The organism is Helicobacter sp., from assembly GCF_017502485.1.
Taxonomy (GTDB): Bacteria; Campylobacterota; Campylobacteria; order Campylobacterales; family Helicobacteraceae; genus Helicobacter_B.
Genome location: NZ_JAFVUX010000023.1, coordinates 20,054 through 44,893 on the forward strand (window position 1 = coordinate 20,054; position 24,840 = coordinate 44,893).

Annotated in this window: 23 protein-coding genes and 4 tRNA genes; 17 read left to right on the forward strand and 10 right to left on the reverse strand. The window is 44.6% G+C overall.

The window, feature by feature from the left end; all coding sequences use genetic code 11:
• The first annotated feature begins 107 nt into the window (after positions 1-107).
• From IKB69_RS04870 to IKB69_RS04885, 4 genes are read left to right on the forward strand one after another with little or no spacing between them, the layout of a single operon-like run.
• Positions 108-5,306, forward strand: coding sequence for an MG2 domain-containing protein (locus tag IKB69_RS04870; RefSeq protein ID WP_290946703.1), 5,199 nt, complete (start codon positions 108-110; stop codon positions 5,304-5,306).
• Between the two features lie 9 nt (positions 5,307-5,315).
• The gene (locus IKB69_RS04875) at positions 5,316-6,083 is read left to right on the forward strand and encodes a hypothetical protein (RefSeq protein WP_290946705.1); all 768 of its coding nucleotides are present in this window, start codon (positions 5,316-5,318) and stop codon (positions 6,081-6,083) included.
• The gene (locus IKB69_RS04880) at positions 6,080-7,258 is read left to right on the forward strand and encodes a sulfatase-like hydrolase/transferase (protein WP_290946707.1); all 1,179 of its coding nucleotides are present in this window, start codon (positions 6,080-6,082) and stop codon (positions 7,256-7,258) included. The genes IKB69_RS04875 and IKB69_RS04880 overlap by 4 nt, the downstream gene beginning before the upstream one ends.
• Positions 7,259-7,260: 2 nt before the next feature.
• Positions 7,261-8,157 carry a hypothetical protein gene (locus IKB69_RS04885; RefSeq protein WP_290946710.1) on the forward strand — a complete coding sequence of 299 codons (897 nt, stop codon included), beginning with the start codon at positions 7,261-7,263 and terminating at the stop codon, positions 8,155-8,157.
• Between the two features lie 200 nt (positions 8,158-8,357).
• On the opposite strand, the gene IKB69_RS04890 is transcribed toward IKB69_RS04885, so the two are convergent.
• On the reverse strand, positions 8,358-9,143 hold the full coding sequence (locus IKB69_RS04890; RefSeq protein ID WP_290946712.1) for a hypothetical protein: 786 nt from the start codon (positions 9,141-9,143) through the stop codon (positions 8,358-8,360).
• 3 nt (positions 9,144-9,146) lie between these two features.
• Positions 9,147-10,499, reverse strand: a complete 1,353-nt coding sequence (gene coaBC / locus IKB69_RS04895) for a bifunctional phosphopantothenoylcysteine decarboxylase/phosphopantothenate--cysteine ligase CoaBC (protein WP_290946714.1) — start codon at positions 10,497-10,499, stop codon at positions 9,147-9,149.
• A 494-nt stretch (positions 10,500-10,993) separates the two neighbouring features.
• On the opposite strand from coaBC, the gene IKB69_RS04900 reads away from it, so the two are divergent.
• The 5 genes from IKB69_RS04900 (at position 10,994) to IKB69_RS04920 (ending at position 15,531) form a co-directional block, all read left to right on the forward strand.
• Positions 10,994-12,310 carry an MATE family efflux transporter gene (locus IKB69_RS04900; protein ID WP_290946716.1) on the forward strand — a complete coding sequence of 439 codons (1,317 nt, stop codon included), beginning with the start codon at positions 10,994-10,996 and terminating at the stop codon, positions 12,308-12,310.
• Between the two features lie 109 nt (positions 12,311-12,419).
• A complete protein-coding gene (locus tag IKB69_RS04905; RefSeq protein ID WP_290946718.1) occupies positions 12,420-12,914 on the forward strand; it encodes a ferritin in 495 nt (164 codons plus the stop codon).
• A 136-nt stretch (positions 12,915-13,050) separates the two neighbouring features.
• The gene (locus tag IKB69_RS04910; RefSeq protein WP_290946720.1) at positions 13,051-13,494 is read left to right on the forward strand and encodes a DUF1104 domain-containing protein; all 444 of its coding nucleotides are present in this window, start codon (positions 13,051-13,053) and stop codon (positions 13,492-13,494) included.
• 4 nt (positions 13,495-13,498) lie between these two features.
• Positions 13,499-14,209, forward strand: a complete 711-nt coding sequence (locus IKB69_RS04915; protein ID WP_290946723.1) for a response regulator transcription factor — start codon at positions 13,499-13,501, stop codon at positions 14,207-14,209.
• 2 nt (positions 14,210-14,211) lie between these two features.
• The gene (locus IKB69_RS04920) at positions 14,212-15,531 is read left to right on the forward strand and encodes a HAMP domain-containing sensor histidine kinase (protein WP_290946725.1); all 1,320 of its coding nucleotides are present in this window, start codon (positions 14,212-14,214) and stop codon (positions 15,529-15,531) included.
• Here IKB69_RS04920 and IKB69_RS04925 read toward each other — a convergent pair.
• The 5 genes from IKB69_RS04925 to IKB69_RS04945 form a co-directional block, all read right to left on the reverse strand.
• Positions 15,520-16,701: a glycosyltransferase family 9 protein gene (locus tag IKB69_RS04925; RefSeq protein ID WP_290946728.1), complete on the reverse strand. Its 1,182-nt coding sequence runs from the start codon at positions 16,699-16,701 to the stop codon at positions 15,520-15,522. The two genes, IKB69_RS04920 and IKB69_RS04925, sit on opposite strands and share 12 nt — an antisense overlap.
• Positions 16,702-16,721: 20 nt before the next feature.
• Positions 16,722-16,798 (reverse strand) — tRNA-Arg (locus IKB69_RS04930).
• Between the two features lie 10 nt (positions 16,799-16,808).
• Positions 16,809-16,885 (reverse strand) — tRNA-Arg (locus tag IKB69_RS04935).
• A 6-nt stretch (positions 16,886-16,891) separates the two neighbouring features.
• Positions 16,892-16,968 (reverse strand) — tRNA-His (locus tag IKB69_RS04940).
• A 41-nt stretch (positions 16,969-17,009) separates the two neighbouring features.
• A tRNA-Pro gene (locus IKB69_RS04945) sits at positions 17,010-17,087 on the reverse strand.
• A gap of 145 nt (positions 17,088-17,232) precedes the next feature.
• Here IKB69_RS04945 and IKB69_RS04950 point away from each other — a divergent pair.
• The 8 genes from IKB69_RS04950 (at position 17,233) to IKB69_RS04985 (ending at position 22,713) form a co-directional block, all read left to right on the forward strand.
• Positions 17,233-17,361, forward strand: coding sequence for a hypothetical protein (locus IKB69_RS04950; protein WP_290946730.1), 129 nt, complete (start codon positions 17,233-17,235; stop codon positions 17,359-17,361).
• A 203-nt stretch (positions 17,362-17,564) separates the two neighbouring features.
• Positions 17,565-18,200: a superoxide dismutase gene (locus IKB69_RS04955; protein WP_290946732.1), complete on the forward strand. Its 636-nt coding sequence runs from the start codon at positions 17,565-17,567 to the stop codon at positions 18,198-18,200.
• Positions 18,201-18,365: 165 nt separating this feature from the next.
• Entirely contained in the window at positions 18,366-19,667 is a 1,302-nt protein-coding gene (rho, locus tag IKB69_RS04960) for a transcription termination factor Rho (protein ID WP_290946734.1), read from the forward strand.
• Between the two features lie 8 nt (positions 19,668-19,675).
• Entirely contained in the window at positions 19,676-20,494 is an 819-nt protein-coding gene (gene murI, locus IKB69_RS04965; RefSeq protein WP_290946737.1) for a glutamate racemase, read from the forward strand.
• Complete coding sequence (gene nikR / locus IKB69_RS04970; protein WP_290946739.1) at positions 20,481-20,915, forward strand: nickel-responsive transcriptional regulator NikR; 435 nt, start codon at positions 20,481-20,483, stop codon at positions 20,913-20,915. Before murI ends, nikR begins: the two co-directional genes overlap by 14 nt.
• Before the next feature lie 2 nt (positions 20,916-20,917).
• Complete coding sequence (locus IKB69_RS04975) at positions 20,918-21,565, forward strand: nicotinate-nicotinamide nucleotide adenylyltransferase (RefSeq protein WP_290946741.1); 648 nt, start codon at positions 20,918-20,920, stop codon at positions 21,563-21,565.
• A gap of 17 nt (positions 21,566-21,582) precedes the next feature.
• Positions 21,583-21,915: a ribosome silencing factor gene (rsfS, locus tag IKB69_RS04980; RefSeq protein ID WP_290946744.1), complete on the forward strand. Its 333-nt coding sequence runs from the start codon at positions 21,583-21,585 to the stop codon at positions 21,913-21,915.
• Positions 21,916-21,918: 3 nt separating this feature from the next.
• Positions 21,919-22,713, forward strand: coding sequence for a histidinol-phosphatase (locus IKB69_RS04985; protein ID WP_290946747.1), 795 nt, complete (start codon positions 21,919-21,921; stop codon positions 22,711-22,713).
• Here the strand turns inward: IKB69_RS04985 and IKB69_RS04990 are convergent.
• From IKB69_RS04990 to IKB69_RS05000, 3 genes are read right to left on the reverse strand one after another with little or no spacing between them, the layout of a single operon-like run.
• Positions 22,710-23,243 (reverse strand): hypothetical protein, encoded by a 534-nt coding sequence (locus IKB69_RS04990; protein WP_290946749.1) that lies wholly within the window; start codon positions 23,241-23,243, stop codon positions 22,710-22,712. The two genes, IKB69_RS04985 and IKB69_RS04990, sit on opposite strands and share 4 nt — an antisense overlap.
• 9 nt (positions 23,244-23,252) lie before the next feature.
• Positions 23,253-24,092 (reverse strand): cytolethal distending toxin subunit B family protein, encoded by an 840-nt coding sequence (locus IKB69_RS04995; RefSeq protein WP_290946751.1) that lies wholly within the window; start codon positions 24,090-24,092, stop codon positions 23,253-23,255.
• A gap of 15 nt (positions 24,093-24,107) precedes the next feature.
• On the reverse strand, positions 24,108-24,809 hold the full coding sequence (locus IKB69_RS05000; protein ID WP_290946754.1) for an RICIN domain-containing protein: 702 nt from the start codon (positions 24,807-24,809) through the stop codon (positions 24,108-24,110).
• Positions 24,810-24,840: the final 31 nt, after the last annotated feature.

Consider the following 24,840-nt stretch of genomic DNA (forward strand, 5'->3'; position numbering starts at 1 on the left):
GCCTTAGGGTATAAGTATGGTAAAACAGGACATATACAATATACTATTGCTATAATACACACCTTAAGCAAAGAGTAGCCTAAACACCAAATCTTTAAGGAGATGCAATGTTAGAATCTAACTCCCAAAACCCAGAATCTAAGGGTGTAGCAGGTATTCTTGCGCGTAAAAAGCCGCTGATCATAGCTCTAGTTTGTGTGCTTGTGGCGCTTGTGGCTTTTGCTATCTTCGCACCTAGTGGTAAAAGAAGCACGCAAGCAGATACGCTTATAGCGCGTTTTGGGTATCCAACCTTTGTGGCGCAAGATTCTAGTATAGAGATTACGCTGCCGATTTTGACCAATCTCGCACTAGATTCTAAGACACTTTTAGAGCGAATTAGCATTGACTCTACTCCTGCTGAAAGTCTAGCAGAGCTTATCGCACAAAGTCCGCACGAGTGGAGTTTGCGCTTTAGTGTGCCAAAAGAGTCAAAAAAGTATGAAATCCAAGTGACAAAGGACTTTAGCAAAACAATCACTCTAGATTCTAGTAGTAGTGCTAAAGTGCTTGGCGTAAAGACTTATAGTAGGCAAAAGACGCTAGAAATCTACCTTGATAAAGACTTGCACCTAGATTCACAAAAGGCGCGAAATAGCGTAAAAGTGCTAGATGTAGCCAGTAGAGATATGATTGATAAAGTGCTAGTGCAAGGCAGCAGGCTTATCATCACAGGGGAGTTTGCGCCAAATGAGCAATATAGCATCGCATATAGCCACCCAATAGATGAGCAAGATACAAGTATAAGTTTCCCAGCCCTGCACCCAGTGCTGAAGTTTGCCCAAGCAGGCACGATGATGAGCCACGATGGCAGTGTAAAAATCGGCGTGCTTAGCACAGGCGTTAGAAAAAGTACGCTTAGTATCTACAAAATCCCTGATGAAAACCTAGTCAATGCCTTGAGCAATTCGCATTCACTTGAGAGTTATGGCGATAAGCTTTTGGAGCAGGAGATTAGCTTTGATATTAGTAAAGATCAAACCCAAAGCGCACTTGATTTGCAGCAACTCCTTAGCCAAGATGTGGGCAAAGGCGCGTATGTGCTAGCCTTTAAAACAAAGCGTAGCGATCTTGTGTATCCACATGGAGAGAGTGATGATGAGGATGAGTGGCACACCCATGCACAAAGCCCTAGTAAGCTGCTTATCATCTCAAATATCGCTATAATCGCCGAGCAAGATGGAGAGAAGATCAATGCCTACGCCTTTGACTTTAGCTCTAGTGAGCCACTCTCTAGTGTCAAGCTCTCTTTGCTTTCAAGCACCTATCGCGTGATAGACTCTAAAATGACGGATTCTAGAGGCTTTGCCACACTTAGTACCTACAAATCTAGCGCACTAGGGGGTAAAACCATCAAAGATAAAGATAATGAGCCATCAAGTGAATACGCCCTGCACCCAGCTTATATCATCGCAGAATCTAAGGGAGATAAATCTTATATCCCTTTGCGCTATGATAGACGCTTTTATGATGGTGTGGATACAAGCGGCGCACAGAGCAGGAAGCGCAAGGTTTTCACCTACACAGATAGGGGGCTGGCAAATCCGGGAGAGTCTATCCAGCTTAATGCCCTAGTGCGTGATGAGCGGATACAGGATGCCCCCATTTTGCTCACCATCATCAACCCTCGTGGTAGCAAGATCCTTAACAATGTTGCCGTGCAGCCCACGGGCTATGGGCTATATAGCTATACATTTAGCACAGATATCAATGCGCTTACAGGTGGGTATCGTGCAATTTGGAGTATAGGGAGTGAGAGCTTTAGTAGGAGTTTCCAAGTTGAACACATCACGCCTAATAAAATCCGTGTCGATCTTGATGCGCCAAAGAGTATCACAAAGGACAAAGACAGCCTAGCCTTTTACCTAGAGAGTAGCTATCTTACGGGCGCGAAGTCTTCAGGGCTGGCCTATCGGGTCAATCTCCAAGCCACACCACTGCAATACAAATCAAAAGCCTACCCAAGCTTTGACTTCGCGCTACCAAGCACGCAATCTAGCTATGACAAAACTCTGCAAGGCACTTTAGATGAGATTGGTAAAGCAAATCTCTCACTCCCACTTAGCGATCTTGCTAGCTCACAGAATCTACGCGTAGGGATCAAGGCTCAAGTGTTTGAAGCTACTGGACGCCCTGTGGCTAGAGGCGTGGAGGTGCAGTATTTTGGCTCTAGTAGCGTGATAGGTGTGGGTGAGATCCCGCACTATGTGGATCTAAGCCAGCCCTTGTCGCTACCTATAATCGTGCTAGATCCGCTAAAAGACACCCCCATAGCTAATAGAACAATCCACTATAAAATCTACCGCAACAATCGTTATTGGTGGTTTGACTATGATGTGCAAGAGCGCTTTAACGCCAAAATTAAAAGCGATATAAACACCACGCTTATTCAAGAAGGTAGCATTACTTCTGCTACTAAGCCTATCACGCTAGAAGAAGATTTACGCTCTTTGGTAGAAGATTATGACTCTGTGTTTATCGAGCTAGATGATGGGGTAAGTGCTCCTAAGGTCGTGTGGCTTGTGGCAGATATGTATGGCGATGCTGCCATTAAGGCAAATCCTATGCAGCTACCTTTAGAGCTTGATAAGTCGCATTATGATATAGGGGAGAGTGCGCAGATACATTTTAATGCCAAAGGCTTTAGCTATGCGCTTATTACGCTAAGTCAAGGGGATTTGATTTTTAGCAGCGAGCTTGTAGCAATCAATACGCCTAAGATGAGCTATGCGATCCCTATCATTACTAAATATGCCCCCAATATCGATGTGAGCGTAACTCTTGTGGCAAAAGATGGATCCCTAGATTCTAGTAAGCTAGAATCTAGCGCGGATAACAAGCATGCAGCCATTAAGCGAAGCTTTGGGGTCATTAGTATCCCCGTGCAAGACCCTAGCCTTAAGCTTGCCCCAGAGCTCAAAGTCCCAGAATCTATTAAGCCCGGTTCAAAGCTTCATATACAAATCGCCAATCCAAACAAGCGCAAAATGGCTTACACGCTTGCAATCGTTGATGAGGGGATCTTAAATATCATTAATTTCCGCACGCCAGATCCTATGAAGCTCTATACAAAACTCAACTATGGCATTATGCACTATGATAATTTTGATGAGTTTATGGCAAGGCTCTTTGGTATCGTACATCAAAGCGTGCTAATTGGCGGTGATGAAGAGGCTCTAACTCAAGCTGCCAACTTTAGCAAAAGGCGTAAAGAAAATCTCATATATTTCACAAGTGGGCTAAGTGATGAGAGCGGCAAAGCAAACATAGAATACCAGCTACCAAACTATGTGGGTAGTGCGCGCATAATGCTTGTAGCAAGTGATCAAAGTAGTGTAGGTAGTGCAGAATCTAGCATCCAAATCGCCCAAGCTGCCAATCTCTACTCCAATATCCCTGATGAAATTAAGCTCAATGACACCATTATAGCACCCGTTGAGGTGATCGCCCAAGATGGCGTGGCACTGCAGAGTGTGGAGATAGAATCTAGCGGTGAAGTAGAAATCAAAAAGCTAGAATCTAGTATGAATGACAAGCGCACGCGCTTTATGCAATACTTTGCCATAAGTCCTAAAAAGCTAGGAGAAGTAGAAGTTACAATCACAAGCAAAGTGCAAGTAGATGCTAGTAACTCAAGCAAGATAAGCCAGAAGCAAATCACCCAAAGCAACCGCTATATCCTACGCACCACCACACCCACTCCAGCACAGACGCAAGAAGAGCTCTTTAGCTTGCAGGCTAAAGAGCTCAAGGAGTTTAAGCCAAGCACAGCTTATGTGCCAGAATCTCTTGTGCGTAAGCTTACAATCTCACCTACGCTACTTTTCTCCTATGAAGATAAAGTCGAGTATCTACTCTCATACATTTATGGCTGCATTGAGCAAAGTACCTCTGCGACTATGCCGCTACTACTCGGCTTTAATGGCACACGATTTGAGAGTGAAGAAAGCAAACGCATTAAGGTGCAAAAGTCCATAAACCGCATTGTCAAATTCCAGCATAGTAGCGGGGGCTTTGGGTATTGGATAGATTCTAAAGAGGACAATGCCTTTGGCAGTGATTATGCCGCGCTTTTCCTTACTATCGCAAAAGCTAAGGGCTATGAAGTGCCAGAATCTAGCCTAAAATCCTACGCACACTATGCCACAAGGCGCGTGCAAGCACCAAGCAAGCTTGATCCGATTAAGACTTTGCCACTCTTTGTTCTAGCACTAGGTGGCACGCCAAATATTTCTGCGATGAACCAAGTCTATACTCATAGCTTTACGCAGCTCTCTGTGCGAGAGAAGCTAGCTTTAGCTGCTAGCTATAAGCTTAGTGGGCTAGATAGCATTAGCAAAGAAATCCGCGCCAAGCTCCCAGCTAATTTGCTTGAAGCAAGCCACTATCGTAAAAATGACGATGATTTGGATCGCGTGTTTGGTGGCTATTATTACTATGGAAGTGCGTTAAGCAATCAGGCTTTAAGCGCATATTTTTTATCCATCATTGATGAGAAGCCACATTTAGCCCTGCTAAACTCCCTAGCTAAAACTCTTCAAGATGAGCAGTGGCTTGGCACGCAGGATATTGCTACAAGCTTGCTTGCTCTAAGCACGCTAGATTCTAGCGACTCTAAGGCGGTGCGCTTTATCCTAAATGGCAAGGAGCATAGTATCACTAAGCCTACGACCTTCAAGCTAGGAGAGGGCAAAGAGAGCTTGCAAGCCCTAGACACACTCTATGTCTCTTTGGCAAGCACCGGCGTGCCTAGTGCTAGTCCGCTTGCGATCCCAGCTAGCTCACAGAATCTAGTTTTACAAAGGGAGTTTTTCAAAATCGATGATAATGGCATACGCGTAAGTATTGACCCCGCTATGCTTAAAAAAGGCGATGAGTTTTATATCGCATTAAGGCTTAGCAACCTTGGCGCAAAGTCTGTGCGCAATCTAGCTCTCACGCAAATTATCCCATCTGGCTGGGAGATCCAAAACACACGCATTACTGATGATGAGCAAGACTCACAAGCTAGCCCTGATCGTGCCTTTATGCAGGCAAACTCTCGCGCAAGCTATATGGATATAGGGCGTGATAGGGTGTCGTTTTTCTTTGATGATTGGCTAGATTATGGCTCCAGTGCATCTACACACAACACACGCCAAGTCTTTATCAAATGTATTGCCACGCTTGCTGGGGAGTATATCTTAAGTCCAGCCTTAGCGGAAGCTATGTATAATGGCGAGTTTTTCGCTAAGACAAGCGCACTTGCAGTGCGTGTAGAGCAGTAGGAGTGCGTGATGAGTCTAAGGCAATATTTAGGATATGGCGCGATTTTTGCGATCTATGCGCTTGGGTTTTTCTTGTTGCTTGGCTCGTGGTGGTTGAAGCAAAACTTTGAGATCGTCTCCTTTGAGCAGATTCTCTTCCACTTGCGATTTCCGATACTTGATACAGATTCTTCAATCGCGCGCTATTTTATTAAGACTGTTGCAATTCCTAGTGTGGCTCTTGCATTAGGCTGTGTGCTTGCACCTAGTTTTGTGCAGTTTTTACGCGCATATAAAGAAGCTAGGCTGGGATTTGTGCTTGGGGCTATGGGTGGCTTTGTGGGGTTTGTGCTATTTGCACTGGCAAAAGAGTCGAGCTTTGGTAGCTTGGGTGCGGTACTGCTGACTTTTACTAAGCGTGTATTGCTGCCTGCTGTTTTAGCAAGTGTGGCAAGTGTCTATGGACTTAGGGTATATAGGGAGTGTGTGGCGCGATATGGCTGGCAACCCTCCTTTGGGCTTGTAGCACAAGGGCTTTTGGCGTGCGCAGTGCTTATGCTTGCTGCTAATGTGGTTAATAACAAATTCCACATTACAGCCTATTTTGCTAAGGGTGCGCAGGAGTGGAGTAGCTTGTATGAAAAGCACTACTACTTGCCGATGCTAGATTCTAGCCTAGAATCTAGCAAAGCGCAAAATTTGATTGTTATTTTGGCGGAGTCATTAGAATCTACCTTTAGTAACGGGGGGGGGGGGGGGAATCCTGTAAGGATTCGGCTTGTAGCGATAAAGGCTTGATTGCTTCATACTCGTCGCAGTTACATACGCCGAGTATGCGCCCTTGTGAGCATTCGCAAAGCAAGCCCTTCTCATCTACAAGCCTAGAATCCCAAGCAGAGAGTGAAAAGCCCAAATCCTACTGCGAGCAAATAGAGCTAGAATCCAAAAGCCATAATTCTAGCTCCACAATCCTACAAGCTCAAGCACCCTTTGGTGAGCTAATCCCAAATCTAAGCTCCCTAGCCCAAACGCACATAAACTTTAGCCCTACGCGTTTCATAGGCGGACTTGTGCAAGTAGCTGGCACAGGCTGGACTATGGCTGGCACCATCGCCCATCTATGTGGCATACCGCTAGCTATGCCAATTGGGGGCAACTCCTTTAGCAACAAATACTTTTTAGACTCTGCATTATGTGTAAGCGATGTACTAGCCAATCGCGGCTATAATCAAGCGTATGTATCTGGGCTAGATTCTAGCTTTGCTGGTATGAAGTATTTTCTCCAATCACACTCCATTGCTGTGATGGACTTGCCATACTTCCAAGCACAAGGTGTGCTCCCAGTGCATTTGGGTGCAGATTTACAGGGGTTTTGGGGTTTAAAGGACTCTAAGCTTTTTGAGCTAGCACTTGATATGCTCCCCACGCTTAAAGAGCCCTTTGCACTCTATGTCTCTACCATTGATACCCACCACCCAGATGGCTTTGTCGATAGCCACGCTTGCAACGATATAGAGCGTGATTATAAAGGTGCATTTACTTGCACAGATAGGCTTATGGCAGATTTTATCAAGCGCGCACAAAGTATCTATGGGGATTCTCTTAGCATAGTGGTGCTAGGTGATCACCTCTCAATGAAAGCTGGAGAGTTTTTCCCATCTAATGTCAATCGCTATGTGTTTGATCTCTTTATCAATCCCAAATTCACCGCTCCCTATACCATAGAATCTATCAAATTCCGCACGCTTAGCCACTTTGACATAGCACCATTGCTACTAGATTCTGTGGGGATTAAGGTAGGGGGTTTTGGGCTAGGGCGCAATCCTTTGTATGGGCAGACCCTACTAGAATCTACCTTTAGTCAAGATGAGCTAGATGCCCAAATCTCGCAAAAAAATCGTATGTATGATAGCTTTTGGGAAGTGGGGCGCAAGCCTACCTTTAAGCATTCGTATCTAGCACCAAAGGAGTAGTGATGACAAAGCGTGTAGTAGCAAGGCTAAGCTTCTTGACTCTTGGGGTTGTTTGCTTGAGCTTGTATATGGACAGCATTCCTATTAAAGAGCTAAAGGGCTACACACCCTATGCGCTATATTTGCAAGCCAAAAATGAGCAATGTCCCTTTAACGCGCAAGCTAAAAACTTTAGCCCACTCCCTAATCGACATTTCATTGCCCACGCAGGTGGCGCGATCATAGAAAATGGCAAGCCCTTTACCTATACAAACTCCAAAGAAGCCCTGCTACAAAGCATAGCAGAGGGCTTTTCTTTTATCGAGCTTGATCTAATGCTAGATTCTAGTGGGGGGATATTTGGTGCGCATGACTATGAGCATTTCTCTAGCATTACAGGTGGGAGTTTGCCTAAAGACTCTCCTCCAAGCAAAGAGCAGATTCTATCAAGTAAGATCCATAATCACTTCACCCCACTTGTCGCAGAATCTATTGCAGAAATTTTCTTAGCAAATCCTAGAATCTATCTAGTAACAGATAAACTAAATGACTTTAGCGCGATTACCTCTCAGCTACCTTTTATTGATAGGATTCTTGTTGAAGTATTTTCCTTGCGTGATTATTACAAAGCAAAAAGACTAGGCTTACTCCCAATGCTCTCCACCAGTGACATCGCCCTAGCAAAATCACTCAAAATCCCTATGGTAGCCACGCACACAAGCATGCTAAAAGATCCCACCAAGCTAAAGCTCGCACGAGAATACATCGCCCAAGGTGGGTGCATAATGGCATTTTCAAGTAATGAAAAGAGCTTTATACAAACGCATTTAGAGGCAAGTGCAACAATGTTTTATACAGATTATTTTGATATAAATGCCAATAAATGCAAGCTAGAAGAAGAGATGTGTAAGACTTATTAGAATGCCGCTTGTGGGCTTTGCTTAGATTCTAGTGGAGTGGTTTTACTTGCACGATTCTAAGAATTGCAGTGTTGCTTCGCTTGCTTTGCTTGATTTTTAGGATAGGAGTTACCTTAAGTGGTAATGACTATCTTAAAAATCAAGCAATCAGGCGTATGATCACTCAAAGCTGAATTGCCTAGTAATAGCCAAAACTCAACCTATGTGCGCACATCTAACAGACAGAGTGAAGAGAGAGAAAACAGCTCCTTAGGTGTATTTGTGCTAGAGATTTGCACACTATCAAGCCCTAGCTCATCACTATGCTCTTGCAAAATTTCTTGCACGCGCTCATTCATCACAGCAAGCTGCGCACAAAGCTTCACTCCATTTTTCGTATCTTTGGGGGAGGGCTCTTGCCAAATGGATCCACTAATTGGTCCAAGTTGTGGGAAAATCGCATAAAACTCCAGTGCATCGCGTGATTTTTTGGGTGCTAGCTGCAAGAGTTGATCCTTACCATCCTCACTTACTACAAGCGATAAAACGCCTTGCGCAAGCGAGAGTGTTAGGAATGCAAGCTCTCTAAAATCCTCTTTATGTGCTGCATTGGCAAGCTGGGATAGTAGAAAGTCTTTAAGCTCATGGGTAAATGCCTTGGGATTTGTGGCAAGCAGGCTTAGATCCTGAGCACTAAGCTTTAAGGGCATATTTTTCACTAGCTCATCGATGTCTGGCTTTTTTACAAGCTTGCTTATCACAATCTGCCCCGCGTGGTTGCTTTGCATATTTGCCCAATAGCTTTTGCCCACTTCAAGCTTGGTGTGCGAGGTGGTTTGCAAAGTAGTGTTTCCAAGCTTTAGGAGATAGGAGTTGCCTTGCGATTTGGCTAGGACTTTTAGCAAGATGGGAAGATTGGAGTTGAAGTGCTTTGTGTGTTTAGATTCTGGCGCAGAGACTAGCTTGGGGCTTGCTAGCTTGTCGATTTGGCTAAGTTTGTTAAGCATAGGCTATATGGATTCTAAGCTAGCTTTGATGAAGCTAGCGATCTCATAGCTTAGAGCAAGCTTGGTGCTATGGGGGAGAGCGTGTGTGCTAGAGTCTTGCAGGCTTTGGCGATTAAGCAAGGTGAAGGCATTGTAGCTTGTGCCAAAGGGGGTAGAATCTAGCGTGTTTAGGCATACGATCTCACAATCTTTGCCACCATTTTCACGGGGCAAGAGCATAGTCCTAGCATTACTAAGCCCCACTTCAAGCGAGTCTTCAGCCTTAAAGCCCACTTTGACAAAGTCGCTAGAATCTAAGCTTGCTAAGATATCTTGAGTAGGCTCTAGGGTGATGTGTAGCTGCGTGGTTTTAGACTTTTTGATCTTGCTAGTGGCTTTAGATTTTGGCGCGAAGTCTGCTAGAGCTGCTGCCATAAAAAGAATAGCACGCTGCTTGCTATGCGCCTTTTTGCGCTGCTTGTTATGGCGTAAAAGTGCTTGCTTGTAGTCATCGTTGCTACGCACTTGCTCTACTTCTATGGTTCTAGGCAGTGGAGTGGGGAAGCTACTGCTAATGAGCTTAACGCGCGCGCCAAGAGTGTAGAGCGCGATAGCTAACGCACTGGCTTGCAAGCCACTAGAGTGGTTGGTGATCGCGCGCACAGGATCAAGCATAGCACTAGCACCCCCACCTGTGATATATACCTCTCTATCAAGCCAAAATTGATCTATCTTGCTTGCTTTAAGCAGGGCAAATATTAGCTCATCAATATCTGCTAGCGCGCCTGCGCCTTGTGTGTTGCACGCTAGTAGCCCACTTTTTGGCTCTATGATTTGTATGCCCATTGCTGTAAGAATGGCAAGATTGGCTTGTGTCTGCTTAGATTCTAGCATAGCGGTATTCATCGCTGGGGCACATAAAATAGGCGCGTTTGTGGCAAGCAGCGTTTGGGTGAGAAGATTATCCGCTATGCCATGTGCTAGTTTGGCGATCGAGCTAGCAGTAGCAGGAGCTAGGATACATAAATCCGCCCATTTGGCATAGGCTATGTGGTTGCAAGATTGCGGGCAATTTGCCTTGCTAGAGCTAGAATCTAGCTTCTGCACACTTGTATCCATAGTGCTCCACTCTTCGCTATGCTCATATAGGACTTTATTGTGCGTGATTGCCTCAAAGCTTAGGGGTGTGATGAATTTTTGCGCGCTTTGACTCATCACCACTGCGACTTGTGCGCCAAGTTTTTTAAGCATACTTGCTAGCTCGAGAGCTTTATATGCAGCAATAGAGCCACTGACACAAAGTAGGATATTGCTATGCAAGGGAGTTTGCTCTAAAAGCTCAGTAAGCGTGCTAGGCTTTATGCTAGTTATCATCATTATAGTCCTTGATTGAGCGCTTTGGAAGTGTGCATTGTAGCCGATTTTGGCAATGTTTAGCTAGCTCTTAGGGTGCAAAGCTTGGGAAAATCACTGGAATATCGGCTTGTAGCAGAGTAGGGGCTATCAAGCGTGATACTAGCCTAGATATGCATCGCTGGTGCAAGGTCATTGTGGATAAGCTTATCTATAAAGAGTGGTAAAGGGTATAGGCTATCTCATCACTTGCATTGACAAAGGCTTTGTAAAAAAGGTGTTTGGGTGATTTGAAGGTAGGCGTGTTACCAGAGCCATCAAACTTAGACACTTTATAGCCTTCATCTGCTATCTCTAAATCCCAAGGTACATAGTGCGATATGACTTGCGGACTTCTCTGGGCTAGAATCTAGCTTTTAGATTCTAGTGTTGTTTTAGGTGTGGCTTACGGATAGGACCAGTAGTGCTAGAATTTAGCTTTATTAAAGTATGATTGCTAAAAGATTTTAAGGTAGAGTATGTCCTACACTTATGCACAAAAAACGCGCAAGATTCTCCGTATAGCAGTACCCTCTGGCGCGAACTCCTTGCTTGATATTATAATGCTAGCTCTTGGTATGTTTTTTATGGGCAAATTTGGCGAAGAATATCTTGTGGCATTATCAGTGAGTACGCAGTTTGTGATGCTGTTTTTTGCTATCAATGCGGTGTTTTATATCGGCACAAATGCGCAGATCTCTAGGTTTTATGGAGCGCGCGATGAGATAGCGGCAAAGAGAGCATTTAGCACGCTCATTGTCCTATGTCTTGTGTGTGCATTACCACTTTTGGGGTTTGCTAGTGCGCTGGTTATGCCATTTATCACATGGATGGATATAGGGAAGAATTCTAGCGCGCTTACGGCGAAGTTTTTGTATATCGTGGTTTGGACACTTCCTACAATGCTGCTAAAAAACATCATCATCTCCGCTTTTGCAGCCATCGGCGATACGTTTAGTGTGTTTCTTGTGCGCCTTGCTACTACGATATTTTGCTTGCTGGCAAATATCGCGCTGATTTTTTGGGCTGGGCTTGATATCGTGGGCGCAGCACTTGCTAGCGTGCTTACAAGTGTGTTAGAGCTTATGATTTTCGCGCTGCTTGTGTGGAAGAGGGGGCAGTTTTTCTCCGCTAAAAAGCCTGTGCTTGTAGGAGAGTATGTGCGCGTGGGGCTGTCTGTGGGTATACCTGCTGGGGTTGAGCGATTATTGACACTTGGGTCTTTTGTGCTTACGACAAAGTTTATTGCAGGCTTTGGGGATTTGGTAGTAGCAGGTAGTCAAATTGGCGCGCGTATAGAGGCGTTTGCCTTTATGCCCGGGTTTGGCTTTATGGTTGCGACTATGGCTTTGACAGGACAGAATCTTGGAGCAAATCGCATAGAAGTAGCAAAAGATTTGCATAAGACCATCTTGCAGATTTCGTGCGTGGTTATGGGTGTGCTTGGCGTGCTTATGGCGGTGTTTGCGACTCCTTTGAGTGAGATTTTTTATCGAGATGAAGCGGTGGTAAAAATTGCTGTGTGGTATTTGCTAGCGGTTGGATTCTCGCAAGTGCCTTTGGTGGTGATATTTGTGCTTGATGGTGTGCTACGAGGTGCTGGGATCACAAATCTTAGCTTATTGATCAATGCTCTTAGCATTTGGTGTATGCGTATCGCACCGATGTGGCTAGGTATTGAACTTGGACTGCCTGTGTGGTGGGTATTTGTGATGATTTTTATAGAGACTTATATCCGCGCTTTGGTGTTTTATCTTGTGTATAAAAGAGGCTGTTGGCAGGTGAAAAAGCTCTAATCCTATGCTACGCTTGTAGTATTAAGTAAGCTTTTTACAATGCTCTTATGGTAGTTTAAGTATATTGGTCTATAATCTCAAAATTATCCCAATAATGAAAGGATCTACAATGTTGTCAAAGAAAGTTATCGCACGCTTAAACGATCAGGTTGCTAAAGAAATGTTCGCTTCGAATTTGTATCTAAGTATGAGTTCTTGGTGTTATACGAATGGGTTTGATGGGGCTGGGGTGTTTTTGTTCGAGCACGCAAGCCAAGAGAGTGAGCACGCAAAAAAGCTCATTACCTACCTTAATGAAACAGACTCTAAGCTAAAGCTACAAGCAGTCAAGGAGCCAGAATCCAGCTTTGAAAGCTTGCTTGATGTTTTTACACAAACTTATGAGCACGAGTTAAGTATTACACAATCAATTAATGAGCTTGTGGATTTTACCCTAGCGCAAAAGGACTTCTCTACTTTTAACTTCTTACAATGGTATGTCGCAGAGCAGCACGAAGAAGAAGCATTATTTCGAGGTATTGTAGATAAAATCAAGCTTGTAGGCGATAGTGGCAATAGCCTATATCTTGTTGATCAATACATTAAAACCCTGCTTGGCAAGTAGTGAGCCCTGCGCCTTTTAGGCGGGCTAGATCTAGCCAATTTTCTCCACTTATTCACATTGATTTTACCTTTAAGCTCTATACTTATAGTGTTTATGGATTTTTCTATAAACTACACCACTTTAATAAAGGACTACTATGAAAGCTACAAGACTAGCCATAATGGCAGCAGGTATGATGGCACTAGGAGTGAGTGCGAGCTTTGGCGCGGATTTTAGCAAGCTTAGCGATGAAGCGTTGGTAAAGAAAGTTGCAAGCCTAAGCGCGCAAGATGAGCCAGATTTTGTAATGGAAGTGCATAAGCGATTAAAGGCAAAAGATGAGGCACAGGCTAAAGAGTTTAGAGACTCCATCCACCAAGCACGCAAAGTGGCGCACGATAAGCTATCTCAAGAGAAGCGACATAAGCGCGCAGTGGAGGTGTGCAAGGCTATGCAGAAAAAGACAGATTCTATGAGTGGCAAGGAGATTAGAGAGGCGGGGCTTAAGGTCCATAGCGATTGCGATAAGCTAAAAGAGCCCAAACACCACAAAGAACCAAAGTGCCACGATCATAAAGAAAAATCCCAAAAGGACAAATAGCACAATGGCAGCAAAACTCCTGCTTGTAGAAGATGATATGCTACTCTCTAGTATGCTTGCTTCTATCTTGCAGGAAAGAGGCTTTAGCGTATGTTTATGCGAAGATATGCAGAGTGCTATGGAAAGGGGCTATGAAGAGCATTTTGATCTCTATATCCTTGATGTGAAAATTCCTATGGGAGACCAGAATCTAGTGCGAGGGTCGCTAAATGTCGCAGGTGATGGCTTCGCTCTTTTGCGATATCTGCGATCTATGGGCAAAAGTAGCCCTGCGATTATGCTTACTTCACTCTCCCAAGCCAATGATGTAAAAGAGGGCTTTAGTGCTGGGTGCGATGATTATGTGCGCAAGCCTTTTGATATAGAAGAGCTGTTGCTGCGTGTCAATGCTTTGCTCAAGCGACCATTTTGCCATCAAGATTCTCCTATGATTACACTACATAATGGTGCGCGCTTTGACTGCGTGCAAAAGACTCTTTTTTCTCCACAGGGCGATATGATTGCGCTAACGAATAAAGAGCGTGAGCTTTTAGCACTGCTTGTGCAAAAAAGGGGGCAGTTTGTCTCCCAAGATGAGATATTTGAGCGCCTGTGGAGCTATGATGAAACCCCTACGAGTATGGCGCTGCGCGTGTATGTGAAAAACTTACGCAAAGTTTTGGGAAAAGAGAGCATTATCACCCAGCGATTTTGTGGCTACTGTTACAAGGCGTGAGAGTGCGCGCAAGCTTCTACAAAAGTGTGAAATTTCACAAGAGTATTTTATATATCTTAGCGTTGTATCTTGGCACAAGTATTGTGTTGCTTGGCGTGATATTCTCTGTGATGTATCACAAGGGTTTGCAAAATCTCCACGCATATCAAATGGTGCAGATGCGCAATGACTATATTCAAATTGCTACCATTATCTATACACATAAAAGTGTGCAAGCTGCTAAAAATGAGCTAGAAAATGCGATTGATACGCCATTTGCTATTATAGATTCTAATGGGGAAGTGGTGTTTAGCACAATTACCGATGATCTTAGTGCGATTGTGCGTGCGCTAAAAGGCGAGCGTATTGTGCGTGTGGGGGAGAAGATCTTTGTCGATCATCGATTCTTGCGTCATATCCCATCTCCCAAGCATCCTGCCTATAGTAAAGAGATATTTCACCATATAGATAGCTTCCATAGCAAGGTGATTTTGCAAGGCTATGAGATGAAAGATACTTTTTCACTGCCATTTTCTACCAAGCTTGATAGCATGCAGCTAGATATGCCCCTAGATATCCCCAAAGAAGCCCACAAGCTAGGGGTAGAGATTTTGCTATATTTTGCTGGCTCTATTGTGCTTTTGGGTACGATTGCTTACTGGCTTATGCGCCTAGCTCTAGCGCCTATACGAGAGAAAATCCAAACGCTTGAACGCTTTATCAAAGACTCTACGCACGAGATCAACACCCCACTTAGTGTGATTTTGATGAGTGTGCAGACTTTTGAGACAAAAGATCTTAGCCAGACAAATGTCAAAAAGCTCCAGCATATCAAGCTCTCCGCCCAGAATTTAAACCACCTCTACCAAAATCTTATTTTCCTAAATTTCTATCAAGGCAAGGGCGTGATGCAAGAGATTAATATGCAAGAGTTAGTAGAGAGGCGGCTGGAGTATTTTGGTGCACTATTTGCACAAAAATCACTCACAATCACCAAAGACATAGCCCCCACTTCTTTGTATGCAAACTATGATGAAATGGTCATTTTGCTTGATAATCTCCTAAGCAATGCGATGAAATACAACAAAAAGGGCGGGAACATCCATGTAAGCCTTATGTGCAATGCAGGGTCTAAATCTATCCTTACTATCGCTGATAGTGGTTGCGGGCTAAAATCTAGCGAGTTGGAGCAAATTTTTACACGATATACGCGCTATCACGAGAGTCAAGGTGGCTTTGGTATAGGACTATGCCTTGTGAAAGAAATCGCCACGCGCTATGGGATAGGTATTAGTGTGGAGAGTGAAGTGGGTAAGGGGAGTAGCTTCTCTCTATCGTGGTAGCAGCTCTTGGAGCTTGGCAATGCTAGAGTCTATCACACTAGATTCTAGCTCTTTGCTAATGCGTGATAGTGGCTCTTGTATGATTATATAGCGTTTATCTTGGCTTCCCCAGCGTTTGGTATCAGTGTGTGAGACTAGAGCGATACTTGGGGTAAAGAGATTTTCTGCTAAATGCAGTGCTCCAGTGCTACCTGTGATAATGCAGCTCATCGTCTCTAAAAATGCTGCAAGATTGTGGAGACCGCCTTGATTGCGGTAGATGATACAGCGATCTTGCAGAGTGCAAGAGTGCTTGGTATTGTAGTCTTGTAGGGCTTCTTGGAGCAGTGCGTGTGTTTTGCTATAGGTGCAGATACAAGGGATGCAATTGGGCAAAGAAGCGACTTTATCAATGAGTGTTAGGTAGCTTTCAAGATGAAGGGTGTGCGTGGCTGCTATGGTGAAAGGATTGATACAGATTAGATATAGTGGGTTTTGCGAGTTACTTAGGCTTAGGGCAAGGGGGTCTTGCTTGCTGGTTTGGTTGGCGCGATGGGCTTTGGTGAAAGCGATTTTGCTCTTTAGAGTGGCGTTACCATTAAAATCACTGCGGGAAAAGCGCGTAAGCTCTGTGGCGAGGAAGCGCGCTATTTCTTGCTTTTGTTTATCGCTACTTTTGACCCTAGATTCTAAGAAATCAATAGAGCCTATGTGCTTATCAAAGTGCGTTTTATCAATATTGCGCGCTAGGAGTAGGAGCGTTTGTCTGTGGGTTGTGCTAGGGTTTAGCAATAGCACAGGGCGGAATCTTTTGCGTAGGATATTGGCAAGCTTAGCGCGTGTGATGATGATGGCGGCATTTGTAGAAGCAAAGAAGCGCAAAACTCTTGTCTTGCAGCTAAGGGAGAGTAGGTAGGTAGCGTTATAGGCGTTGATTTTCTCTCGATTTACAGCAGTAGTAAGCTCACCTTCTAGTAGAGAAAACTCATCGACAAAATCTAGCCCTTCAAGTAGTTCTTGCAGAGTTTCACGGGCGAAGACAACAAGACGGGCTTGGTAGATTCTTTTTAATGCTAGTAGGCTATCAAGGGCGATGACATTATCTCCCAATCCATTAACATTATCTGCATGGAGAAAGATTATTGTAGGCTTATTAGTGTTATTAGTGTGAGATAAATGCTTGTGTATCATAAGTGTATCCGGGATCAAGCTGGCGCACCCAAGAGGATTCGAACCTCTGACCTACGGCTTAGAAGGCCGTTGCTCTATCCAGCTGAGCTATGGGCGCAGGAGCTGGGTGGTGCGCCCGAAGGGAGTCGAACCCCTAACCCCCAGATCCGAAGTCTGGTGCTCTATCCAATTGAGCTACGAACGCACAATATGGGGTGGATGATGGGGCTCGAACCCACGACCCTCAGTGCCACAAACTGATGCTCTAACCAACTGAGCTACACCCACCATAAGAAAAAACGAAAAGAAAGAAAAATAAGATTCTAAAATGGTCGGGGCGAAAGGATTCGAACCTTCGACCCCTTGGTCCCAAACCAAGTACTCTAACCAGACTGAGCTACGCCCCGATCACACATCCCAAACACTTTAGAAACGCGCATTATAGCTAAAGGCTATAAATAATGTCAAGCTAGACTAGGACTTTGGTGGTGTGCTTTTGGAAGAACAATACAACAACTAGCCCATATAAAACAACGCTTATAAGCATAAACATTGTGTGGTGTGCTAGCAAAATACACTTCAAGCCTAGATAGCCTTGGTGCGATGATAGTAGGATCAAGTACAAGTGGTAGATGCGATGGTAAAAATAGCGAGCTTGGCGGTAAGAGTTGGGCTGCGTAGTGGCTATGCCATAGTCATTCCATAAGAGTAAAATTTATAAAGCTTCTAATGATGTTTTTGGCTCAAGGAGTGAAACTATTGTAGTAGATATTGCGCTGGCGTATTTTTAGATTCTAGCTAGATTTTTGGGTTAAGGTAGTTATGCTATAATGAAGCCCTGCGAGAGATCGCTATAACAACTACACATAACCAAAGGAGATGGTATGTTTGAACTACGCAAATTACCTTATGAAAAAGATGCATTTGGAGATTTTCTAAGCCCACTAACTTTTGACTTCCACTATGGCAAGCATCATCAAACCTATGTCAATAATCTTAACAACCTAACAAAAGGCAATGAGTTTGAAAATGCTGAGCTTTATGACATTATCAAAAAGTCTAGTGGTGGGATTTTTAACAATGCTGCTCAAGTGTATAACCACGATTTTTACTGGGATTGTATTGCGCCAAAGCCAAGCGAAATGAGCGCGGAACTAAAAGTTGCGATAGAGAGAGATTTTGGTAGTGTTGAAGGCTTTAAAGAAAAATTTATCCAATCAGCTACCACACTCTTTGGTTCTGGTTGGTGCTGGCTGGTGTTTGACCCGAAATCTAGTAAGCTCGAAATTGTCCAAACAAGTAATGCAGCTACACCTATTACAGAAGATAAAGTGCCTCTACTTGTTAGTGATGTATGGGAACACGCATATTATATCGACCATAAAAACGCGCGCCCTGCGTATTTGGAGAAGTTTTTTAGCCACATTAATTGGGCGTTTGTCTCTAGCGCGTTTGAGTGGGCGCAAAAAGAAGGTGCTAGTTCTATTCGTTTTTATATCAACGGCTTGCATAAGAAATAGCCCTTATGCATTGGGCATATGCCCAATGTGCTTCACCTTGATTTTTTCTTATTTTTCGCTACAATCTCACTCTACTTTTTGATTATCTTCAAAGATTCCAGCAGTTTGTGTCTCTCGTGCTTACTTTCACGCCCACACACTGAACCTAACTTATAAGGATTTTTAATGGCAGATCACTCTCATAAACGGCAACAACATATTCCCGTGGAAGCTTACAAGCTAGAAGAGCTTAATATGAAGCCAATAGCCGAGCTTATCGCAATCGCGCAATCTCTCTCAATCGACAACCCCCAAGAATTTAAGCGACAAGATTTGATGTTTGAGATCCTAAAGACACAAGTATCCCAAGGTGGCTACATACTCTTTACCGGGATTTTAGAGATCACTCAAGATGGTTATGGCTTTTTGCGCGCCATTGATGAGACATTTACTGATAGTAAAAACAACACCTATGTAAGTCAAACGCAAATCTATCGCTTTGCCCTGCGTAATGGTGATATTGTAACAGGGCAGGTACGCTTGCCTAGGGAGCAAGAGCGGTATTATGCGCTACTAAAGATTGAAGCAGTTAATTATATGTCGCTTGAAGAGATGAGGAACCGCCCACTTTTTGATAATCTAACTCCACTCTTCCCCACCCAGCAGTTACGCTTAGAATACCAGCCTACAAAGGTTACAGGCAGAATGCTTGATCTCTTTAGTCCCATTGGTAAAGGACAGCGCGCTTTGATCGTAGCTCCCCCCCGCACAGGTAAGACTGAGCTTATGAAAGAGCTAGCGCACGGCATTAGTGCTAACCACCCAGAAGTAGAGCTTATGGTACTGCTTGTTGATGAGCGACCCGAAGAAGTAACGGATATGCAGCGCAGTGTTAGAGGTAGCGTGTATAGCTCGACTTTTGATTTGCCATCAAGTAGCCATATCCGCGTGGCAGAGCTTGTACTAGAGCGCGCTAAGCGCGAAGTAGAGAGTGGTAAAGATGTGGTGATTTTGCTAGATTCTATCACGCGTCTTGCGCGAGCTTATAATGCAGTAACTCCAGCAAGTGGCAAGGTGTTAAGCGGGGGTGTTGATGCTAATGCCTTGCACAAGCCTAAGCGATTCTTTGGCGCGGCGCGCAATATCGAGCAAGGCGGTAGCCTTACTATCATCGCTACCGCACTCATCGATACAGGCTCAAGAATGGATGAGGTAATATTTGAAGAGTTCAAAGGTACGGGAAATGCCGAGATAGTCCTAGCACGCAATATCGCTGATCGTAGGATTTACCCTGCTTTTGATATTCTAAAGAGTGGCACACGCAAAGATGATTTACTGCTTGGCAAAGATAAGCTGACAAAAGTATGGATGTTGCGCAATGTAATGCAACAAATGGATGATATTGAAGCCCTATCTTTTATTTATGCCAAAATGCAGCAAACAAAAGATAATGAAGAGTTTTTGAATAAAATGAATGAAAAAGAGTAGGCAAGTCTATGGGGTCGCTTAAGCGCGTGGGGATTTTTGATAGTGGAATAGGGGGACTTAGTGTCGCAAAAAGCGTGCTAGAATCTAAACTATTTGAGAGTGCGGTGTATTTTGGCGATACAGCGCGCGTGCCTTATGGTGTCAAAGACGAGAAGACTATCGTAGCTTTTGCTCTAGAGTGTTTAGAGTTTTTCCGTGCGCAGGAAGTAGATATGTTGCTTGTAGCGTGTAATACCGTAAGTGCTTATGCGCTAGAATCTATGCGCACTTATGCAAGTTTTCCCATTATCGGCGTGATAGAGCCGGGTGTGCTTGCTAGAATCCAAGCAAACCCAGCTCTAGATTCTAGCACGCTAATCCTTGGCACACAAGCGACTATTACTTCTGCGCGCTACCAAGCACTTCTGCAAGAAGCTGGGTTTTCTAAGCTAAGTGCGGTGGCGACAGGGCTCTTTGTGCCAATTGTAGAGGAGGGTTCTTATCGCACGCCAAGTGGAGCAGCTATCTTGCGAGCGTGCTTGCATCACTATTTACACCCATTTTTGCAAGCAAGTGAGCTTGGTGGCAAGGTTCCAGATACGATTATTCTAGGCTGCACACATTTTCCCCTTATCGCTAAAGAAATTAGTGCATATTTTCACCATCAAAGCACGCTGATCCACTCAGGCGATGCGATTGTGGAGTATTTGGTGGAGCATTTCGCGCTTAAGCCTAGCTCGTATGCGCAGACGCATATAGAGTTTTTCGCTTCTAGCGATGCAAGTGGGCTAAAAAGGCGTGCGAAAATCTGGCTTGATGATCAAGGGGGAGTGAGTGAGAGATCATAAAGTAGTGCGATTTTCTGTGTCTTTGGAGCCAAGCTTGCTAGAGGCTATGGATACGCGTTTTATCAAACAGGGCTATACTTCGCGCTCCGAGCTTGTGCGTGATCTAATCCGTCAGAAGCTCGCCCAAGAGCAGTGGCAAGATGATAGCAATCTACAAACAGCGGTACTAGTAGTTATCTATGATCATCACCAAAGAGAACTAAACCAAAAAATCATCGACATAGGGCATAACGCCAGCCATAATGGGATAGAGATCCTCTGCACCACGCATATCCATATCGATGCGCATAATTGCCTTGAGACAATTATCTTGCGTGGAATGGGTGGGCGGATACAGCAGTTCGCGCTTGATCTCTCTGGGCTTAAAGGTGTGAAATTTAGCAAGCTTACGCGTACGAGCACATTTGATACGCAGCAGTAGTGGTGTGTCAAGTGGATTCTAGCTCGCAGTACTCTCTTGTGGTGCTTTTTGGTGGAAGCTTTGATCCGCCGCATTTGGGGCATTTGGAGATTATAAAAAGGCTAGATTCTAGCTACAAGCGAGTGATTGTAATCCCCACATTTTGTAATCCATTTAAAGCTCCGCCACAAGCACCGATACACACACGCATAGCGTGGCTAAAAGAGCTTTGTGCAGATTATTTGCGTGTGGAGATTAGCGACTTTGAGGCGCGCGCTAATCGCGTGGTATATGCCATTGAATATGTGCGCTACTATACTAGTAAATATGGAGAGATCGGGCTAGCATTAGGGAGTGATGCGCTAGAGTCTTTGCCTAGGTGGAGAGAAGCTAGCGAGCTTGCTCGGCTTGCTAGGATTGTGCCACTTATGCGGGATTTTGAGTTTTGTGACACTGCTCACAATGTAGGCAGCCCACAAACACAAAAGCTAGTACTAGAAAAAGTAGATTCTAGGTATAGCACCACTGTACCCTTGCATATCACAGGCTTCCCTATTTCTTCCACGCAAATCCGCGCAGCTCTAGTGCGCGGAGAGTTTGAGCGAGTAGCACGCTGGGTCCCGCCAAGCATTGTCCCTTGTGTGCGAAAAATATACTACAATACCCACTAACTTTTAAAAGGAGCAAGATGAATCAAGCATTATCCAAGCGCACACAAGCCATAGTTCAAGCACTTGATGAGAAAAAGGCTCAGGATATTGAGGTTTTTGATGTAGAAGAGAGTGAGTATATTACTGATAGTGTGGTGATTGCTACGGCACTAGCTGGTAAGCATTCTTATGCGCTGCTTGATCACTTAAAGGCTATATGTAGTGATGAAGAGTTTTACTATGTTGATGATGAGAGTGAGGATTGGATTGTCGTGGATTTAGGGGAGATTATGGTGCATATTTTTACAGACAATACACGCAAACGCTTTAACCTTGAAGAGTTCTTGCGCAATCACTTTGTGCGTGGGTGAGCTATGCGCGTAGATTTGCATAATCACACCCCCTTTTGCAAGCATGCAAGCGGAAGCCCGAGTGAGTTTATCGCTCGTGCTAAGGAGCTCGGAGTTGATGTGTATGGATTCTCGTGTCACGCGCCAATGAAGTTTGATGAAGCTTATCGCATGAGTAGTGATGAGCTAGAATCTTATTTTGCACAGATTGCAGAGATACAAGAGAGAGAGCGGGGTAAAATCGAAGTGCTATGTGGGCTTGAAGTGGATTTTATCAAGGGCAAGGAGAGCTTGCTAGAAGAGCGTGTGCTACAAGCCAGCGTGGATTACCTCATAGGATCGGTGCATTTTTTGGATACTTGGGGGTTTGATAATCCAGCTTTTATAGCAGAGTATGCTAGGCGCGATATGGTGTGTTGTTGGCGAGAGTATTTGGGCGCGATAAAGGCTATGGCTGATAGTGGGCTCTTCCAAATCGCCGGACATTTGGACTTACTAAAGGTTTTTGGCTATACAATGCCAGATTGTGTGAGTGAAGAGCTGGATTCTGCCCTAGCATCTATCGCAAAGGCACAAATGAGCATTGAGATAAATAGCGCGGGCTTGCGTAAGACAATTGCGCAAGCCTATCCTAGCAAGGAGATTTTATCGCGTGCGTTTGCATATAAGATTCCCATTACATTTTCTTCTGATGCGCATAGTATAGAGCAGGTGGGGGCTGGCTATGAACAGTGCTTGGAGCTGGCTAAAGAAGTTGGCTATACAGAGTGCGTGATCTATCGCAAAAAGCGTGCGATCACTTTGCAGCTTAAGGGCTAGGATACTAGCTTTGCATCAATGACTGGGGGAGTTAGTATCCAGAGCCAGCGCAAGTCTATGGGTGTGTGTGCATCGGTGAAGCAGGGCTGCAAGCGTATGCTTTGGGCGATTTTTTTGTCATTAGATTCTACCACTAGGCAGCTTTCAGTAGCAATTGATTGGATTTGTAAAGCACCGCTAGAAGTTGGCAGTAGGGAAAATAGCGTGCGGTGATCGCCAAACCTAACTGCCGAGCACTCGCCTATACTTAGCCACGACCCATTGCTCATAAGGCATTGATCATCTTTGCTAATATGGCGGAACTGCACCGCTCCAAAAGGGAATTTCCTAGTCAAATAGCCCGGTAGCATTACTTCTACAAGATTCCAGCTTAGCTCTGTGACCACGCCACCAGCGTAGAGAGATTCTCCTGTGCTCATAGCACGGATAGAGACAGACTGATTGGTGATAAGCTTTTTAGCATAAAGTGATGGGGTAAGCACTAGCACACTAGCTAGAATCCATAGCCTAGAGAGATTGCTAAAAGTCATAGATAATCCTTACTTACTAAAGATAATGGGGATAAACACAGAGTCAAACTGCTGCCTTACATTGCCATACCCTAGGTAGGCATTAAGCGTGGGGGCTAGGTATGGAGACTCGCCAGAATTCCCACTAAGGGCATATTCGAAGATACCACCACTCTTCCTAGTTGCCACAGATGGTGCTATGATGGCTATGCGCTCCTGCAGTTTTGGTGGGATCGCTGACTGCAGGGCTTGAGGATGGATATTAAAGCTTCCAAGGATAAGCCACTGCAGCGATTGCGCTCTTTGATGTTTGCTAAAGTAGTCAAACACATTAGTGATATTGGCTAGGGTGTCCGCTCCTTTTCTATCGAGAGAATCCATTGTGATAAAGACATCACTACCTAGAGCTATGGCTAGCATTGGCAGGGAGGTTTTGCTACTTGATTTAATGGCAAAGATCTCACTCGCACGCTTTTTAGTGATTATGGCAAGATTGATTCCACGCATATTAGTATCTGTGCGCATAAAATACACATATACTTTCCCATAGCCTCTGCCCAGGTTCCACTGGTATTCTTGGATAGGGAGTGTGATCGCATAAGGCAGGGTAAAGGTATTGAGAAACTCCACATTTGTAGGGAGTCCGCCGACTTCCTGCAGTGCTAAAATATCTACGCCATTGCTCCCACTAAGTAAGCTACGGATTGTGTTGTTCCACTTTTCTTCGATGGGCATTTGCGTGTCATTTAGATTCCACGAGCCTATTTTGTAGCTGCGCATATCAGCTAGTGCGTGTGTGATGGCAAAGCACGCCACTAGGGTTATAAGCAGAATCTTGTGGTATATGGTCGATGATGTGGCATAAGGCATAGCATCTCCTTAAACTTATGGGTAGATAATTGGCGTGGGTTTGAGAAAAGGCGGAATAATAAACCACTGCTGCTCGGAGTTTGCCACTTGTAAGCATTTGTTAAGCGTGATTGGGTGGTTTGCTTTAGTGTGCATACTTGTCTGCAAGCAGAGATTTGTGCTAGCACTTTGGATAACATTTGCGCCATTATCCATAGGCAATATACGGAAAAGCTGATTAGGATTATTTGGGTCGCAGGGGTAGTGTATCACGCCTTGCCCATAAGCATTCAAGCAAGTGCGTGTAAGTTTATTGACAAAGCGAAAAAACCCATTGTCAATGGGCTGTATAGCCCAATTAAACGCATCGCCAAAGCTTGCATTTAACGCTGCAGAGTGTGCCCAAACCCAGCTAGCAGGCGCGCTAGCCCAGATGCTCACCACGCCACCGCCTTGATTGAGTAGCGCGACAAAGTCTCTAGCATCGCCTGAGAGCGGGCTAAGACTGAACTTTGTATTGTGGATAAAACTTGGGGTTACCTGCTTGGCAGGGGCGGTGGGCTTTGTGCCTATCCCTAGTGGGTCATCGATTTGATTGGGGATTTTGCCATTGATATTTGCTGCAAGCGGATTTGATGTATTTTTGGCGCAACCAGCTAGGGCAAGTACGCTCAATGCCACTACACTTAGCGTAAATAACGATCGCATAAGAGTATGGAGAAAAGGTAGATGCGACACACAAACTCCTTATAACTTGTGGTGTTCTAGT